Raw genomic sequence first — 15031 nt, 5'->3', positions numbered from 1 at the left:
GTGCGCTTCGCCCTCGCCGTCTTCTCTGGTGGCATCGCTGCCGGGGTTGTTGGCGCTGCGATGGCCTGGCTCTTTCACCTCATCCACTCCCTCGACGGCTGGTGGTGGGCCCTCGCCGGAGGTGGCCTCGCGGGCCTCGGTTGGTGGTGGCTGCGACGGGATGGCCCCGTCCGCCACATCGAAGATTCCCTCCACACCGGCGCTCCCCTCCCGCTCGGTCGTTCGCTTATCGACGCCCTCCTTCAAATCCTCGCCGTCGCCTCCGGCCTGTCCCTGGGCAAAGAACAAGCGCCGCGCCAAGGCGCGGCGGCGCTCATGTCCACGATCGCCGGTTGGGTACGAGTAACCCCCGAGCAGCGCCGCCTCCTCGTGGCGGCGTCGGCGGGAGCCGGGTTAGCGGCGGTCTACAACGTGCCCGTGGCTGGCTTCCTCTTTTGCGTGGAAGTCCTGCCCGTCCGTCGAAGCTGGCGCCTCCTCGCCGCCGCGGGCGCGACATCCGCCCTGGCCACCGGAATTTCCTGGCTCCTGCTGGGGCGACAACCGATCTACCGTTTCCCCGCTTTGGACTTCTCCTGGTCGATTCTTGCCTGGGCGCTCCTCCTCGTTCCCCTCGCCGCCCTCCTGGGCTCCGCTTTCCTCCGCCTCATCGCCGTCGCGCAGGAGGGCGCCACGTTCGATCCCCGCTGGCTGATCGTGAGCATCCCGGCGGCCATCGGCGTTGCTGTCGACATCTCCCACCTCATCCCCGACCTCACCGGCAACGGCGAAGAAATCCTCCAAGCCGCCTTCACCGCCGACTCCCCCTGGGGACTCTTCCTCGCCCTCCTCCTACTCAAACCCCTGCTCACCGCGCTCTCCCTTCGTGCGGGCGCAGTGGGCGGCACCATGACTCCCTCGCTCGCCATCGGAGCAGCGCTGGGCGGGCTCGCCGGAAGCATCAGCGGACTCGACGCACCCCTCATCGCCGCCTTCGCCCTCGTCGGAGCCGCCGGAGTCCTGGCCGTGGTGCAACGCGCGCCCTTCTTCGCCGCCGTCATCGCCTGGGAACTCACCTGGGCGCCCTGGTGGATCCTGCCGATCCTGGTTGCTGTGGCGTGGGCGGCCCACCGCTTGGCTGTGCGTATTTCTTCCACCCACTAGGCGTGAATTCACGGCCTAGTTGTACTGACTGGGGAGGTCAGTTAACCGAGAAACCGGGGCACGACCTCCACACCCGGTATGGGGTCGGTGGTGATTGTAATCATGCAACCACCGCCCCAACTCATCTCAACGTTGCTGTTCACAGTTATAGTGCCCGGCGTAGGCCCACCCATCGGTCAGCGTGCGGAGGAACCGCTCGATCTTCCCGTTGGCCTGAGGCCGATAAGGCCTGGTCCACTTCGGCACGATCCCCAACTCACCACAGGTCGTAGCCCACAACCGTGATCGGTACGCCGATCCGTTGTCGCTGATCACCCAGCGGGTAGTAACGCCACAGGCTGCGAACCAGGCCACTGCCCGCCGCAACACCCCGGCAAGCTCCGGGTTTTGTAGAGTGTCTGGAAATTGGAGAACTCAACCAGCAGCGGCCACAACTGCCAACCGTGAGTGAGCTTCATCAGGCGTACGATAACCAATCTGGGAATGAAGCCGAGCAGAGTTGTACCACCCAACCCACTGCGCAGTAGCAGCCATAACGTCAATGAGCCCGCCCCAGTGGTGGCGGTCAATCAACTCGGCCTTGTACACCGAGTTCAAGGCCTCGGCCATCGCATTGTCGTAGGAGTCGCCCCTGGATCCAACAGAGGCAACAACCTCACTATCGGCCAGGGTGTCGGTGTAATGCACCGCCCGGTATTGCTTGGGCTCAATCGGTCGTTGCAACACCGAGTCGTTGCAGCAAGTGTAGCTGCTGCTCGAACACCTCAGCAGGAGTCTTCCAGCCGAGGACTTTGCGTGGCCTGTTGTTGAGAGTGTGAGCGACGGCCTTTGAAGTCGTCGGCGGACCAGCGAGACAGGTCGGTGCCTTTGGGGAAGTACTGGCGAAGCAGGCCGTTGGTGTTCTCGTTCGTGCCTGGTTGCCAAGGCGAATGCGGATCGGTGAAATAGACAGCGGTGCCAGTCTGGAAGGTGAACTGCACATGGCCCGACAGTTCCTTGCCACGGTCCCACGTAATCGTTTTGCGCATGTACTCGGGGAGTATGCCAACCGAGGCTGTCAGGGCCTGATTTATCGCCACCGCGCCATAGCCGCCCAGTGCGGGTCCGTTCTTCAGGTGAGGCTGTGTGCCCCAGACGTTGATGCGTGGCAGGTTGAGAAACGTCGTGGCCCGGGAGGTGCGTTCAACCAGTGTCCCAATCGCTGATCTTCCGGTCCCGATAATTAAGTCCCTCTGCCCTGTGCCCTGGTACGGCGCGGTCGTCGGCTTCGGACGGACGTGCACTGAGTACGACTTCGGCGCTCACGTGTCCTTGAGGTTTGTTTCGCGAGCGTTGACGAGGCTGTCGTAAGGCGCGATCGGTGCGCAGGCAGGCCACGAGCTCACGTTGGAGCGCGCCACGGCCGTGGATGTAGATCGCCTGGTAGATCGCCTCGTGACTGATCCGCATGGACTCATCGTCAGGGAAGTCGATGGGTAGGCGGTGCGCGATCTGTTCGTAGGCTCCATGCCGTAGCCCAGCGGCGGTCTTGGCGGTGAGGCTTATTGCGCCCCTTCCACGTCGGCGGCGCCGGACCAACTCTGATGCTGCCGTTTGACCCACAGACATTGCCAGTCAGATGCTGCTGAACGTACTCACGCAGCCTGTCATTGGTGACAAGCTTCGCTGTTTTTGGGCGTTTGGCTGCTTGTTGAGACTTCCATTGCGCTACCAGTGCCAGGTCATTCGACATTGCCACTGTGTGTGGCCGCATTACGGCGTAGTTCCCGGGAGACAGTCGAAGGGTCGCGGCCGATCCTGTGCGCGATCCCACGCATGCTGATCTGCTGTGCGCGCAGCAACGCGATCTCTTCGCGTTCCTCGAAAGACAAATAACGGCCGGTGGGCTCGGTCAGGCAAATAGGTGGCATACCTCCAGCGTGACGGAACCAGCGACTGCCCACTGGGACGGACACGCCCACCTTCACTGCTGCTTCTGCTGTGGTGATGCCGGTTGCGATCAGAGCCCAGAATTGTCTCTGGACTGTGCGTGAGGGTTCTGGGCGTCCGGGTGAGCGCATCGGTGGCCGTAATGCGCGATCTGAGCGCCATTGCCGGCGTACACCTTCGGGCGCATCTTTCGTTGTCGCGGTCCAGTCTTTACTTGCCATAGCGATACACCTCCGGGATTGGGGTGTTGCGACGACCAATTGAATTCGCCTTGCACACCCCTATCGCTGTGGTGGACCAGCCCGGCGACCGACTCGCCCGCACGCCGACACCCTGGCCGATAGTGAGGTTGTCGCCTCTGTCGGATCCAGGGGCGACTCCTACGACAATGCGATGGCCGAAGCATTGAACTCGGTGTACAAGGCCGAGTTGATTGACCGCCACCACTGGGACGGACTCATCGATGTCATGGCTGCTACAGCGCAGTGGGTCGGGTGGTACAACTCTGCTCGGCTTCACTCCCAGATTGGCTATCGCACGCCTGATGAAGCTCACTCACAGTTGGCGGTTATGGCCGCTGCTGGTTGAGTTCTCCAATTTCCAGACCCTCTACAAAACCCGGGGCTTGACATAATGTGGTCGCGCTTAGTGCCTGGGAGCTGGCAGGAAGGGCAGGTGGGGTCGATGGTGATGGGGGTGGCGTCGATGTGGGTGAGGTGGTCCTCGGCGGCAGCGTTGGTGATGGTCAGGCCGAGTTCGATGGTGCGGCGTGAAAAGTATCGGCGACGAGATTCCCGGTAGGCTGCACAGTAGGGTCCTGGTTCGGTCAGATGATGGTGTGGTAACTCTCATCTTGTACCGGCCAGGACCACAGTATGTTGTGCCACCCCGAGCCCCACCTCGCGGTCAACTACGCACTCTAAAACCGGAAGAGCCGGTTTTCTGCCTCTAGATCGAGGGACTCATCGACGGTGGTGGCACCAGATTTTTTGTGGGCGCTGACCCAGCTGCGCAGGGTTTCACGGTTGAGCCCGAGTTGTTCAGCTACCCGACCGGCTGCACCGCGTGCGGTGACTGAGTCGGATTGGGCATGGATGACGAGTTCGATGGCGCGTGCTTTGAGCTCGTCGGGGTACTTCTTAGGCATTGATAGATTCCTTGAGGATGTGCAGGTTTGCACCCTCCATTAAACACGAAACATGACATATCTAAACTACTTATTATAAAACAATAATTTTTCCCTGATTTTCGTCATCCGAAAGCAAATCGTAGGTCTTCACCACCCCTCTGTGATACCATGTGCGAAATTGCAAATCTTTTAATCTGTAAATCTGCAACTACGTTAGCTGCAGTGGCTCGCAATATAAGAGGCCTCCTTGTTTTTCCCAAATTTCACCGTATGCGTGACGGGTGCAGCTTCTGGCATTGGGCGAGCTACAGCAATGCTACTCGCACAGAGCGGCGTAAATTTGGTCTTAGTCGACCGCCATGAGCGGAACCTTAAGAAGGTAGTGGCCACCATCGGTAGCCACTCGTGTATAGCATTATCCGGAGATCTCACAGACCAACATGTGGCCGAAAAGGTCCTCGAAACAGCAGTTAAAACACACGGGAGACTAGATGGGGTGGTCTTTGCCGCCGGGTCCAATGGTCGCGGAACTCTAAGAAACACCCAAATCAATGACTTTAATTTGGCAATGAAGAACAACGTAGTTTTACACCTCCTTCTCTCCCAAGCCGTACTTAAGCGTCATGTTGAAAATGCTCTTGAACAGTTCGAATGCTCTCTCGTCTACGTAGCGTCAAAAGCCTCAATTGCCCCTAGCACGGGGTTTGGCGCATATCCGCTAGCGAAAGCAGCCGAACTCCAGCTAGCACGAGTCATAGCACTCGAGGGAGGACGATTTGGAATACGAGCAAACGTGGTCAACCCAGGAGCGGTTCTAAAAGACTCTGACTTCTGGGAACCAGATCTCCTAAGAGCAAAGGCGGAAGACCATGGTATTTCCCCACAAGATCTAGGGAGTTTCTATGCAGAGAGAACGCTGCTCGGAGTAACCGTTACCACAGAAGATGTTGCCCGCATGTTAGCTTTCATGGTTTCCCCTTGGAGTCGAGCAACTACTGGCGCCATCATCGCTGTAGATGGCGGACTTCCAGTGAGTTTTGGGCGCTAGAACATGAAAGAATACCATTCATCAGTAGGTAACCGTCTTCTTCAAAGCAGTACACCTGTCCCATTACCGCCTGCATGGCCAGTATATGACTCTGCCGTAGCGAGAGAGGTCGATCGAATGATTAGGGCGGGAGATGTTTTCGCTTTCGGCGATCATCCCCGTCTTCTCGATCTAGAGAATTGGGCCAGGACTTATTTTGGGGTCAAATTTGCGCTGGCGGTAAGCAGCGGCACCGCTGCGTTACATTCCGCATACGTGGCGTTAGGAATACGTCCGGGCGACGAGGTATTGTTGCCGACTTATACTTTTCACGCTACGGCCACCCCTTTGCTCTCTTTGGGGGCGGTTCCAGTTCTTTATGACTGCGAAATAGACTCAACAAAGCCTTCGATACCGCATCTCGAATCGAGAATCGGACCCAATACTGCGGCGATAGTCGTCTCGCACATGTTCGGACTCGTAGGAGACATGAGTACCGTAATGCAAGTTGCATCAAAACGAGGTATACCTGTCATCGAGGACGCAGCTCAATCACATGGAGCCTGGACCGATATAGGAAAGGCTGGCGCCATCGGCACAGTAGGCTGCTTTAGCCTTGGTGGTCAGAAAATGATAACAGGAGGTATGGGAGGGTTGCTACTAACTAATAGCCGAGATATATTCTACCGAGCGCTTACCCTCGGCCACTCGCACGAAAGAGCCAAAGAACACCTCACGGACTCCTCATTTCAGAAGTATGGCGGAGATGTTGGCGGCGGCCTGAACTTGCGTATGCATCCAGTTGCTGCCACCCTTGCTCTAAGCCATGCAAAAACCCTAGATGAACGTATTGCTAGGAGAGGCCGATCTTTGACCCGCCTATCAAAAGGGCTTCAGGGTGTCAAAGGGTTCTATCCTCCAATGCAAGAGTTGGGAACTTCAAGAGGCGGATGGTACGGGTACAAGGCGCTTTACAATGATGAGGAGCTCCAGTGCGACTCCCCTTCGAACGCAGTGAAGAAAATGGGCACCGCGGGACTTAAGGTAAGCATCCCAAGCACCCGTCCCCTGCATCAGACATCCCTTGCAGAGCTCCACCCCTCGCTGAACCCTGCTAACGAATTTCCTAATGCTATGCACCTTACATCTCGGACCATAGGCTTTCCGGATAAACATTTCCACAACGTTTCGGATGAAGTAATCGACGAATACGTTCTCCGCGCAATTCATATATTTGGGGAAAAATAACCCAGAAGGGATAGTAATATATGTTTGAAAATAATTTTTTTTCTAGCAATTTTGCTGACGCAAAGCTTGACAATAAGATTGAGCGAACAACAGTAGAGGTTGACTGGCTTCAGCGGGAAGTTGGTTCTTTTAGAACGGTTTTGGACCTTGGATGCGGAAGAGGTCGGTTGGCCATTGAGCTCGCTGGACGGGGTTATTCAGTCATTGCCATCGACATCAATAAACAGTATCTAGACATAGCAAAGGAACGCGGTGGCTCTTTGCCAATCGAGTGGAGGCTCTAGGACGAAAGAACTCTTTCCGATGTTAACCGCTTCAATTTGGTTCTGAGTGCCTTCTCCTCGTTTGGATATCATACTGATATTGAGAATGCAGATCTACTCCATCGCATCAGTAGGTCACTACGAGAAGGCGGACAATTTGTTCTCGAGGCAACTAATCGAGATGGTTTGGGACATTTGGACGCTTCGGCGAGTGTAGAGCATAAAGACCAAAATACTTTCATAATTAAGGAATACGCGTTTGATCACGCTCTAAGTAGGAGAAAGATGCAATTTTCCTACATAGAGGAAGGGCATTTGGTAGACGTAGGCACCTTATCTTTCAGACTGTATTCTCTCCATGAATTAATCAACCTCGGACGGCAGTTTGGTTTGATTTGCGAGAAAGTATTCTCTAACATGAGAGGCGCGCCATTTAACATGAAGGATCAGCATTTTGTGATTGTTTTCCGAAAGGAAGCTCATGACTAAAGGGGCCTACGTCTCGTTCTTGGGGATCGACGGAATCGGCAAGACGACACTCGCCCGGGCATTCCGAGACGAACTTGTCGGTTTAGGGGTAGACGTCAAGGAGGTCTCGTGGCGATCCACCAACCGCGAAGGTGGACAATCCTGGCCCCATGACGCTCTCCAGGAGCTCTGGGTGGACACCTTCCGGCTGCTCTTCGGCGGATCGACCCTTGCTGGTCATCCGCTCGCCCTCCCACGTGACTTCTCCACATGGGACAGTGGCGAGTGGGAAGACAAACTGGGGGAGATGCCCCTCACCAGCGCACATCGCAGTGGACCCTTGGCAGCGGCGCTGTCCGAATTGTCCGGCAACCTCGTGCTCACCGACGCCGTCATCCGCCCACTCGTGGACTCCGGCACCGTCGTCATTCAAGAAACCTTCCCCTACAAGCACGTGCTCAAAGAGATACTCGTGGCCCGGCAGATTTCCGACGAGCCCCGTTTCACCTCAATCTGCGACCTGCTGGAAAGAGTCATCCTCGATGTATTCGGCAGTGCCCACATGCAACCCGACCTCGGTGTCTTCGTTGACGGTGACCCTAACCTGGCTCATGCGTGGCGGATGAACGAAACCGGCCGGCTGGGGCTTCTGGAAGATTTCGGCGCGGCCGGGGACAGGGGCCGCGAAAGCTACCTGCAGCTGCAAAAGCAGTCTGCCTCCTACTTCTCCGCCGCCGCAAAGTCCTGGGGATGGGAGACCCACTGCGTCGATAATTCCGGGCTTGAGGCGAACCTGGCGAGAGGACTCAACCTACTCATGACAACACCGACGATTATTCGTCTTACGACCAAACCCGACTTGCCATGAAGAAGATGGGCCGTTCTTTCAATCTCTTTTGGACAAGTATGTCCGTTTCGGTCCTCGGAAGTGAACTTACTACTTTTGCTATTCCTATCATCGCGGCCGTCTCACTTGGCGCCACGGCGCAGCAAATGGGCCTTCTTGTCGCATGTTCTCAAATTCCCAATATATTTGTAAGCATCCTCGCCGGACCCGCTATCGATAGAAGTGCCATGCGTAGCCTGCTGGCGGTGCTAGACTTCGGAAGGAGTATTTTACTTGCACTTATAGCCGTACTCGCTTTCACAGGATACCTTTCCATTCCAACTTTGGCCGTGATAGCGTTCCTTATTGGTTGTGCCAACTCAGCATTTGACACCGCATATGTAGGATTTACACCATACCTGGTGTCACAGGATTCGCTATATCAAGCCAATAGTAGGGTAGAAGCATCAAACTCGACTGCCCAGGTGGTAGGACCAAGCTTAGGTGGTGCACTAGTCGGATCTGCCGGCCCTGCATTCTCGGCACTTTCAGCCGCCGTCGCATTCCTGAGTGCGGCCTTACTGGTGCTAAGAATTGGGGAGAGCGGGTCAGCCGACAAAGCGGACGACCTGACCCGTGAAAGTGTCAGTGTTCTTCAATATAGAAACCTTGTGTCAAGCGGTTTAAAATTTGTATGGAGGAGTCCAGCTCTCCGCCTTATAGTAATCTCAAGCGGAAGTTTTAATCTCTTTTCTGGAGCTTCAGCATCCATACTGACACTTTTTATACTCCGCGAGCTCGGTCTTACTCCTACTTTGTTTGGGATCGCCGCGGGAATCGGATCGATCGGAGGCTTAATTGGCGCAGCTTTAACCCCATTCTTGGTTGGGCGCTTAGGAGCGCCACTAGTCATTGGACTATCTCTGCTAACTGCAGCTCTCGGTGAACTTATAGTAGTATGGTCGCCTCGTAGTGCTTCAGGCGCTTCTATCTTTGTCACGATTTCAACGTTCACTGCCGTATCAGGGATCACGATCTTCATTGTGGCTAATATTGCCATACGGCAGCAAGTCATTCCCAGGTCACGTATCGCATCGGTTTATGGATCAATGAGATTCTTCACCAGAGGATTGCTGCCAATTGGCGCTTTATGCAGTGGACTACTTGTCAGCCTGTTCGGTCTCAGAGGAGGTCTGATTGCGATTGGTGTTGGCCAGGTTTTAGTCGCGCTCTATTGCCTAGCAAAACGAAGGAAGCTTGATATTTCGGTGACCAGTAATGGATTTTGAGGAAAAGGAAAGATGAAACACAAGAAGCAGTTCAATTTTGACCAGTTGGATTCCATCCGTACGAGGGTGTCAGATGGTTTGTGTGTAGGTTCCCAACCCACACAAGGAGATAAGCCACAATGACTACCGTGACACGACGAGACCCGGCTGATAAAGCCAAGATTGACGCGATCGAAGCCAAGCTGCTCGCCAACCCAGAAATCGCCAAACTCATCGACGAGCTCGGCACATCAACAACCGACGCCAACGACCTCGTCCGGGGCATGCTCCAAGCATCAATCACCCGGGGGCTGCACACCGAAATGGACGCCCACCTTGGCTACGGCTGCGGTGACCGGCAAGCAAAGGCCGCGGCAGGGACCAATAACCACCGCAACGGCACCTACCAAAAGACAGTCGATTCCAACTACGGGCCAGTGACCATTGATATCCCCCGAGACCGGGCAGGAACGTTTACCCCGATGATGGTGCCGAAAGGCTCCAGACGTCTCACCGATGTCGATGACATGATCGTGAGCTTGTACGCCGGGGGCATGACCATCCGCGATATCCAACACCATATGGCCACTGCCATGCGCGTGGATATCTCCCACGAGACGATCTCGGCGGTTACTGATGCAGTCCTTGAAGAGGTCATGTGGTGGCAAAACCGCCAGCTTGACGAGTTCTACCCCGTGATCTTCCTTGATGCCTTGCGCATCAAAGTTCGTGATGGTGGACGAGTGGTCAATAAGTCCGCGTATATGGCCATTGGGGTGGATATGGATGGTGTCAAGCACATCCTGGGCTTGTGGATCGCGAAGGAAGAGGGCGCTTCCTTGTGGGCGCATGTATGCGCTCAGCTAGCTAATCGGGGTATCAAAGATGTGTTCATCGTCTGCTGTGATGGGCTGAAAGCCTTGCCGGAGGCAGTGGAGTCAACCTGGCCGGATTCGATGGTCCAGACCTGCATTGTGCACTTGATCAGGGCAGCGAACCGGTGGGTGAGCTACAGCGATCGTAAGCAGGTATCGGCTGCGTTGAAGAAGATCTATACCGCCCCGGATGAGGCTGGTGCGATAGCGGCGTTGGATGATTTCGCTGCGTCGGCACTAGGGGTGAAGTATCCGCAGTCGGTGAAGGTCTGGCGTGATGCTTGGGATCGGTTTACACCGTTTTTGCAGTTCCCGCCGGCGGCGAGGAAGGTGATCTATACGACGAATTCGATTGAGTCGTTGAATAGTCAGCTGCGGAAAGCTACGAGGAATCGGGTGCAGTTCACCAATGATGAGTCCGCGATGAAAACGTTGTGGTTGATGATCTGCACTATTGAGGACCGGCGTGCTGCCAAGCGGGCTAAGGAAGGTGCGCGTGCGTCGGCTACGGCTGGTCGATTGGTCGAGGGCGCGCGTGTTGCTGGGTGGAAGCAGGCCATTAATCAGATGGCTGTGGCCTACCCGGAGCGCTTTGAGGAGTACCTGTAAGAAATCCCCCGCACACAAACAACTTGACACGCCCACTTTTGTCAGATTAGTGCGGAAGCCCCCGACCATGAATCCGATCAATAATCCCCACCACCTCATCCGGTACCGGCGAGGCAGCATGAACCTTCTGCCCGGCCACCACCAACTCAAACGTCCGGTACTTCTTCAATGACCTGACCAAACGCTTCAGCGATAGCCCCGAGCGCTCCTCCAACACATGCCCCACCGCCATCGCCGCCATCACCACCGACAGATGAGCATCAATCGACTCAGCCTTACGGTGATAGATCGGCCGGGCCTTCAGATCCGATTTCGACATCCGGAACGCTTTCTCAATCTTCAGCAACCGCCGATACGCCCCAATAGCCTGCTCAGCAGGTAAATCCACTCTTGAGGTCTCGTACCCCTTAATGGCTCTTCCGGTTTTAGAGTGCGTTGATCCGTCCTTGTAGCTGCCCAGAGTGAATCAGGCACCTCAAGATGTAGTGGTCTAGATTCCGAAACCCCAACGCAATCCCACGCAGATGCTCCAACCGGCCGTTGATCGCTTCCACCGGCCCGTTGGACACACCCCGATCAAAATAAGCCACGATGTCGTGGCGCCTGCGCCATAAACTCCGGCCCATCGACGCTACCTCCTCCAACCCCTCGGGCACGCCGTGTCGGACGCTCGCCAGCAACTGCCACATCCGCCTTTTACCCACGCGCCTGTCCTTGTCAGCGTATGCGTCGATCATCATCTGGTAGACTATCCACGTCACCTCTAACACCACGTAGTCGTCGTCGGTGTCCCACAACTCCTCCAAGCGCTGTGCCTGCCGGTCGGTGAGGAAATCAATGCGGGTCAGCAAGGTTTTTCGGTTCTTATACAACGGATCGCCCGTCCGGCCACGCCGCCCGGAGGTTTCCCGTTGTAGCCGCTGCCGACAGGTGGTGAGTTTCTCAGCGGCCAGGTGGACCACATGGAACGGGTCCATGACCTTCTGCGCTGTGGGGATCTGCTTGCCAACGGCCGTGGCGTAGCCTGCGAACCCATCCATCGCCACTGTTGTCACCATTGACCGGAACTGCTCAGTGCGCTGGGCTAACCACTGCTCGACCACTACTCCTGATCGGCCTGGCACCACGTCAAGCAGCCTGCTTGGCCCTGTGCCCTCGATGACCGGGGTCAAGTCGACGAAGATCGTGACAAATTTCGATGGCTGCCCAGGCCGTGTGGTGTGTTTCCAGACGTGTTCATCAACGCCTAGCACCCGGACTTGGTCAAAGTGTCCTGGTTGGTCGTAGATCAAGCTCCGGCAGGCATCTAAGGCGATGGAATTGACCAGATCCCAGCCCACGCCTAACACCTTCGCCGTGGCTTGGACACTCATCCGATCCAACGCCAGGCGCTGTAACACCCAGCGGGTTACTCGCCGGGTGACTGAGGAGCCGGCCTGTGCGCAGGCTAGTGGGGTTTGGTAGATCCGCCGCTGACAGGTGTTGGTGGCGGAGGTAAAACGCGGCACACGCACCCGTAGGCGTACAGGGAAACCAAAGGCTGGCAGGTCAACAAGTGTGCGGGTGACGTGGTCGCGCAGGCGTCCGTTTTCCCGGCAGTCGGGGCAGGCCGGGTCGACGGTGATGGGGTGGGCGTGGATGTAGGTGATATCACCGGCATCAGCGGCATCGGTGATGGTCAGGCCGAGTTCGGCGGTGCGGCAAATGGTGTCGACGATGATGTTGCCCGTAAGCTCCATGGTGCGGGTCCTTGGTGTGTTGGTGTTTCTGTAGGAGGTTTCATCTTCTCACCAAGGGCCCCTATATGTTGTGGTGACCCGCTGTGGTCACTGTGGGGGCTGCGGGAGTGCTACGCACTCTAAAACCGGAAGAGCCCCCTTAATCCCGGCCAACGCTTTGTTCTTATCCACTAATGCCCAGTTGACCTGCTTATTTGGGGCTTTAAGATCAACAAACCTGTTGCGCTTGACCGCGATGGTCCCGGCCACTGCCTTCTCAGCCTTGGCGACCTGCTCATCAATTCCCTTCAGTGTGCGCCGTGCTCGATCCCAGGAGTACTGGTAATAGGTCACCGAGTGCGGCACCCCATCAGGGCCCCGTCCCGTCCGGTCAGCAATCATCCAGATCTGACCATCCACATAGTCCTGGCCGGGATTGTTCGTGCGCCACGTCGCTACCGGGTATGGGATATCGCGAAACCGGGTACCCAGAATGTAGTCCAGACCGGCTTCAACGATTGCTGCCTTGTTGCCAGCAGAAAACATCCCCGCATCAGCAACCACAGTGATCTCATCAACGTGGAACGATTCTTGAAACCGCCGGATCATCGGCACCATTGTCCGGGTCTCTGCCATGTTGCCCTCAAATGCCCCGACCGCCAATGGGAACCCCGTCGCATCGGATAACAACCCGACCGTGATCTGTGGCTCGAGACGCCGCTCCTTGGAAAAACCAGGCTTGCGTAAGTCGTCTTCTTTGTCGGTTTCGAAGTACAACGTCGTCACATCGTAGAGGACTAGTACCCCGGGTCCGATACCAGCGTGGCTAGCGCACGCGCTGGTCAGCCGGTCCCGAAACTGCGTGGTCGCGTACTTCGGCAACCGGCGGTTGATCGTGGGATAGCTTGCAGATTCCATTCCGATCTCGGCGAGTGTTTCCACACTGTCGAACGTAGAGCCTGGTTGAACGATCCTGGCCATCACGAGATCAGCGAAGACCTGGTCATGGTCGGTGGCTCATCGAAGCTTAAGTCGGTGTAGGCACGGGTGATCGCGTCGATGAGATGGCCTGCCCGTTCTGCGGTCACTGGTACCGGGGCGTGCGCGCTGCCAGTGGCAGCAGCCGTGGTATCCACGCCGAGTTCAAGGCTGATCTGATCGCCGTCTAGTAAGCGTTGGGCTTTGGCTTTGAGCAGGGCGAGATCTTCTGGTGTGTGGGCGGATCCGATGTGGTCCAACTTCTTGGTGCCGTGGTGTTCGGAGTAGATGACCTGCACGGCGGTGGCACCGGAGGCGGTGGTCACGGTGCAGATGTACGGGCTCATAGAAGTTCAATCTACTGGTTACCCCCTCCTGCCACCCCCTTAGTGCGCAATTGTGGCATCTTGCCGGTCCGAGCGCACTGGTCAGACTGTCAATATGGGCTAGCTCACCCCAAAATGATCAAAGTCGGGGGATAAACCGACTGGCCACGCTGTCAATATGATCTACATCAACCGCAAATGAGCCAACTCAGGCTACTAGGATGAAGTCACGCGAAGGAGGTGCGGACACCCAGAGGAGGCACTAGGTAAGCATCAACAGCGACAGCGCCATGACCGCCATACCCAGAATGAGGCCATAGACCGCGGTGTGGTGGCGCCCGGTGGCCTGCGCGGTGGGCAGAAGCTCGTCGAGGCAGATGAAGACCATCACTCCGGCGACTGCGGCGAAGGCGATGCCCAAGGCGACGGGTCCGAGCAGGGGCATGAACAAGAGGAAGCCGATGAGGGCTCCGGCGGGTTCGGCCAGCCCGGAGAGCAGCGACCAGGTGAAGGCCTTCGAGCGTGAGCCGGTGGCCTCGCGGATGGGCACGGCGACGGCTATGCCTTCGGGGATGTTGTGGATCGCGATCGCCACCGCCACGGCGAGAGCCACTTCCGGCGCCTCCAGGCCGGCGATGAAGGTGGCGAAGCCTTCGGGGAAGTTGTGGATGGCGATGGCCCCGGCGGTGAAGGCACCCATCTTCATGAGGCGTCGGCGGCGGGCGTCGAGGACGGGGTCGGCCCCGATGCCGCGTTCGTGGGGATTGATGGGTTCGGGTACCAAACGGTCGATGATGGCGATGACCGCGATGCCGAAGAAGAAGGCACCGACCGCGCCCCATGGGCCCCTGCCCTCGCCCCAGGCCTCGGTGAGTTCGTCGAAGCCCTTGGGCAGGATCTCCATGAAGGAGACGTAGAGCATGACGCCGGCGGAGAAGCCGAGGGAACCGGCCATGAATCGGTCGCCGGGGTTTTTGCGGAGCACAGCGATGGCTCCGCCGATGCCTGTGGAGAGGCCGGCGAAGACGGTCAGCCCGAGGGCGAAGAGCACCGTGCTCAGGTCATACATGGAGGACTACTTTACCGCGTCGTCGTCGCCGGTTGGTGTGCATCCCTCCGGTCCGCAGACGGGGGCGTCCTCGGCGCCGTTGACCACGATGAGATTGGAAAAATCGAAGTTGTTTGCATTCGTTTTCATTAGCATTGCACCTTAATCTCTTTGCGTAC

Annotated in this window: 13 protein-coding genes and 4 pseudogenes; 8 read left to right on the top strand and 9 right to left on the bottom strand. The window is 57.0% G+C overall.

The annotated features are described in order from the left end of the window. Positions 1 to 1140, top strand: coding sequence for a chloride channel protein (locus tag CATRI_RS04605; RefSeq protein WP_290220177.1), 1140 nt, complete (start codon positions 1 to 3; stop codon positions 1138 to 1140). A gap of 15 nt (positions 1141 to 1155) precedes the next feature. On the opposite strand, the pseudogene CATRI_RS04600 reads toward CATRI_RS04605, so the two are convergent. From CATRI_RS04600 to CATRI_RS04590, 3 genes and pseudogenes are all read right to left on the bottom strand, one after another. Further along, a pseudogene (locus CATRI_RS04600) lies at positions 1156 to 1512 on the bottom strand (integrase core domain-containing protein); the annotation flags it as partial. A gap of 42 nt (positions 1513 to 1554) precedes the next feature. Continuing rightward, positions 1555 to 1866: an integrase core domain-containing protein gene (locus CATRI_RS04595; RefSeq protein WP_290220175.1), complete on the bottom strand. Its 312-nt coding sequence runs from the start codon at positions 1864 to 1866 to the stop codon at positions 1555 to 1557. Continuing rightward, positions 1847 to 3290: pseudogene (locus CATRI_RS04590) on the bottom strand (IS30 family transposase). The gene CATRI_RS04595 and the pseudogene CATRI_RS04590 overlap by 20 nt, the downstream one beginning before the upstream one ends. Before the next feature lie 43 nt (positions 3291 to 3333). Between CATRI_RS04590 and CATRI_RS04585 the strand changes: the two are divergent. Further along, on the top strand, positions 3334 to 3657 hold the full coding sequence (locus CATRI_RS04585; RefSeq protein ID WP_353959742.1) for an integrase core domain-containing protein: 324 nt from the start codon (positions 3334 to 3336) through the stop codon (positions 3655 to 3657). A gap of 331 nt (positions 3658 to 3988) precedes the next feature. Here CATRI_RS04585 and CATRI_RS04580 read toward each other — a convergent pair whose 3' ends face one another. Beyond that, positions 3989 to 4216: a transposase gene (locus tag CATRI_RS04580; protein WP_290220172.1), complete on the bottom strand. Its 228-nt coding sequence runs from the start codon at positions 4214 to 4216 to the stop codon at positions 3989 to 3991. Between the two features lie 256 nt (positions 4217 to 4472). On the opposite strand from CATRI_RS04580, the gene CATRI_RS04575 reads away from it, so the two are divergent. The 6 genes from CATRI_RS04575 (at position 4473) to CATRI_RS04550 (ending at position 10782) form a co-directional block, all read left to right on the top strand. Then, on the top strand, positions 4473 to 5246 hold the full coding sequence (locus CATRI_RS04575; protein WP_290220170.1) for an SDR family oxidoreductase: 774 nt from the start codon (positions 4473 to 4475) through the stop codon (positions 5244 to 5246). 3 nt (positions 5247 to 5249) lie between these two features. After that, positions 5250 to 6473, top strand: coding sequence for an aminotransferase class I/II-fold pyridoxal phosphate-dependent enzyme (locus CATRI_RS04570; protein ID WP_353959737.1), 1224 nt, complete (start codon positions 5250 to 5252; stop codon positions 6471 to 6473). A gap of 20 nt (positions 6474 to 6493) precedes the next feature. Then, entirely contained in the window at positions 6494 to 6757 is a 264-nt protein-coding gene (locus CATRI_RS04565; RefSeq protein WP_290220167.1) for a class I SAM-dependent methyltransferase, read from the top strand. Between the two features lie 460 nt (positions 6758 to 7217). Then, on the top strand, positions 7218 to 8072 hold the full coding sequence (locus CATRI_RS04560) for a hypothetical protein (RefSeq protein WP_290220165.1): 855 nt from the start codon (positions 7218 to 7220) through the stop codon (positions 8070 to 8072). 5 nt (positions 8073 to 8077) lie between these two features. Beyond that, positions 8078 to 9319 (top strand): MFS transporter, encoded by a 1242-nt coding sequence (locus CATRI_RS04555; protein WP_290220163.1) that lies wholly within the window; start codon positions 8078 to 8080, stop codon positions 9317 to 9319. 119 nt (positions 9320 to 9438) lie between these two features. Further along, positions 9439 to 10782, top strand: coding sequence for an IS256 family transposase (locus tag CATRI_RS04550; RefSeq protein WP_290218537.1), 1344 nt, complete (start codon positions 9439 to 9441; stop codon positions 10780 to 10782). Positions 10783 to 10828: 46 nt separating this feature from the next. Here CATRI_RS04550 and CATRI_RS04545 read toward each other — a convergent pair. The 5 genes and pseudogenes from CATRI_RS04545 to CATRI_RS04520 all read right to left on the bottom strand — a co-directional run. Continuing rightward, positions 10829 to 11194, bottom strand: a pseudogene (locus tag CATRI_RS04545) (IS1634 family transposase); the annotation flags it as partial. Between the two features lie 13 nt (positions 11195 to 11207). Next, positions 11208 to 12521, bottom strand: a complete 1314-nt coding sequence (locus CATRI_RS04540; RefSeq protein ID WP_290220160.1) for an ISL3 family transposase — start codon at positions 12519 to 12521, stop codon at positions 11208 to 11210. A gap of 135 nt (positions 12522 to 12656) precedes the next feature. Next, positions 12657 to 13825 (bottom strand): annotated as a pseudogene (locus CATRI_RS04535) (IS1634 family transposase); the annotation flags it as partial. Between the two features lie 241 nt (positions 13826 to 14066). Further along, entirely contained in the window at positions 14067 to 14873 is an 807-nt protein-coding gene (gene zupT, locus CATRI_RS04525; RefSeq protein WP_290220156.1) for a zinc transporter ZupT, read from the bottom strand. 6 nt (positions 14874 to 14879) lie between these two features. Then, the gene (locus CATRI_RS04520; protein WP_290220155.1) at positions 14880 to 15002 is read right to left on the bottom strand and encodes a hypothetical protein; all 123 of its coding nucleotides are present in this window, start codon (positions 15000 to 15002) and stop codon (positions 14880 to 14882) included. Positions 15003 to 15031: the final 29 nt, after the last annotated feature.

Source organism: Corynebacterium atrinae, assembly GCF_030408455.1.
GTDB classification, from domain to species: Bacteria; Actinomycetota; Actinomycetes; order Mycobacteriales; family Mycobacteriaceae; genus Corynebacterium; species Corynebacterium atrinae.
Note: the sequence above shows the minus strand (reverse complement) of the source record. Positions and strands in the feature narration are given on the sequence as shown.

Excerpts from the sequence above, each read along its gene's own strand:
- zupT (WP_290220156.1), bottom strand. The coding sequence starts at position 14,873 with ATGTATGACCTGAGCACGGTGCTCTTCGCCCTCGGGCTGACCGTCTTC.
- CATRI_RS04580 (WP_290220172.1), bottom strand. The coding sequence starts at position 4,216 with ATGCCTAAGAAGTACCCCGACGAGCTCAAAGCACGCGCCATCGAACTC.
- CATRI_RS04550 (WP_290218537.1), top strand. The coding sequence starts at position 9,439 with ATGACTACCGTGACACGACGAGACCCGGCTGATAAAGCCAAGATTGAC.
- CATRI_RS04560 (WP_290220165.1), top strand. The coding sequence starts at position 7,218 with ATGACTAAAGGGGCCTACGTCTCGTTCTTGGGGATCGACGGAATCGGC.
- CATRI_RS04565 (WP_290220167.1), top strand. The coding sequence starts at position 6,494 with ATGTTTGAAAATAATTTTTTTTCTAGCAATTTTGCTGACGCAAAGCTT.
- CATRI_RS04520 (WP_290220155.1), bottom strand. The coding sequence starts at position 15,002 with ATGAAAACGAATGCAAACAACTTCGATTTTTCCAATCTCATCGTGGTC.
- CATRI_RS04570 (WP_353959737.1), top strand. The coding sequence starts at position 5,250 with ATGAAAGAATACCATTCATCAGTAGGTAACCGTCTTCTTCAAAGCAGT.
- CATRI_RS04540 (WP_290220160.1), bottom strand. The coding sequence starts at position 12,521 with ATGGAGCTTACGGGCAACATCATCGTCGACACCATTTGCCGCACCGCC.
- CATRI_RS04555 (WP_290220163.1), top strand. The coding sequence starts at position 8,078 with ATGGGCCGTTCTTTCAATCTCTTTTGGACAAGTATGTCCGTTTCGGTC.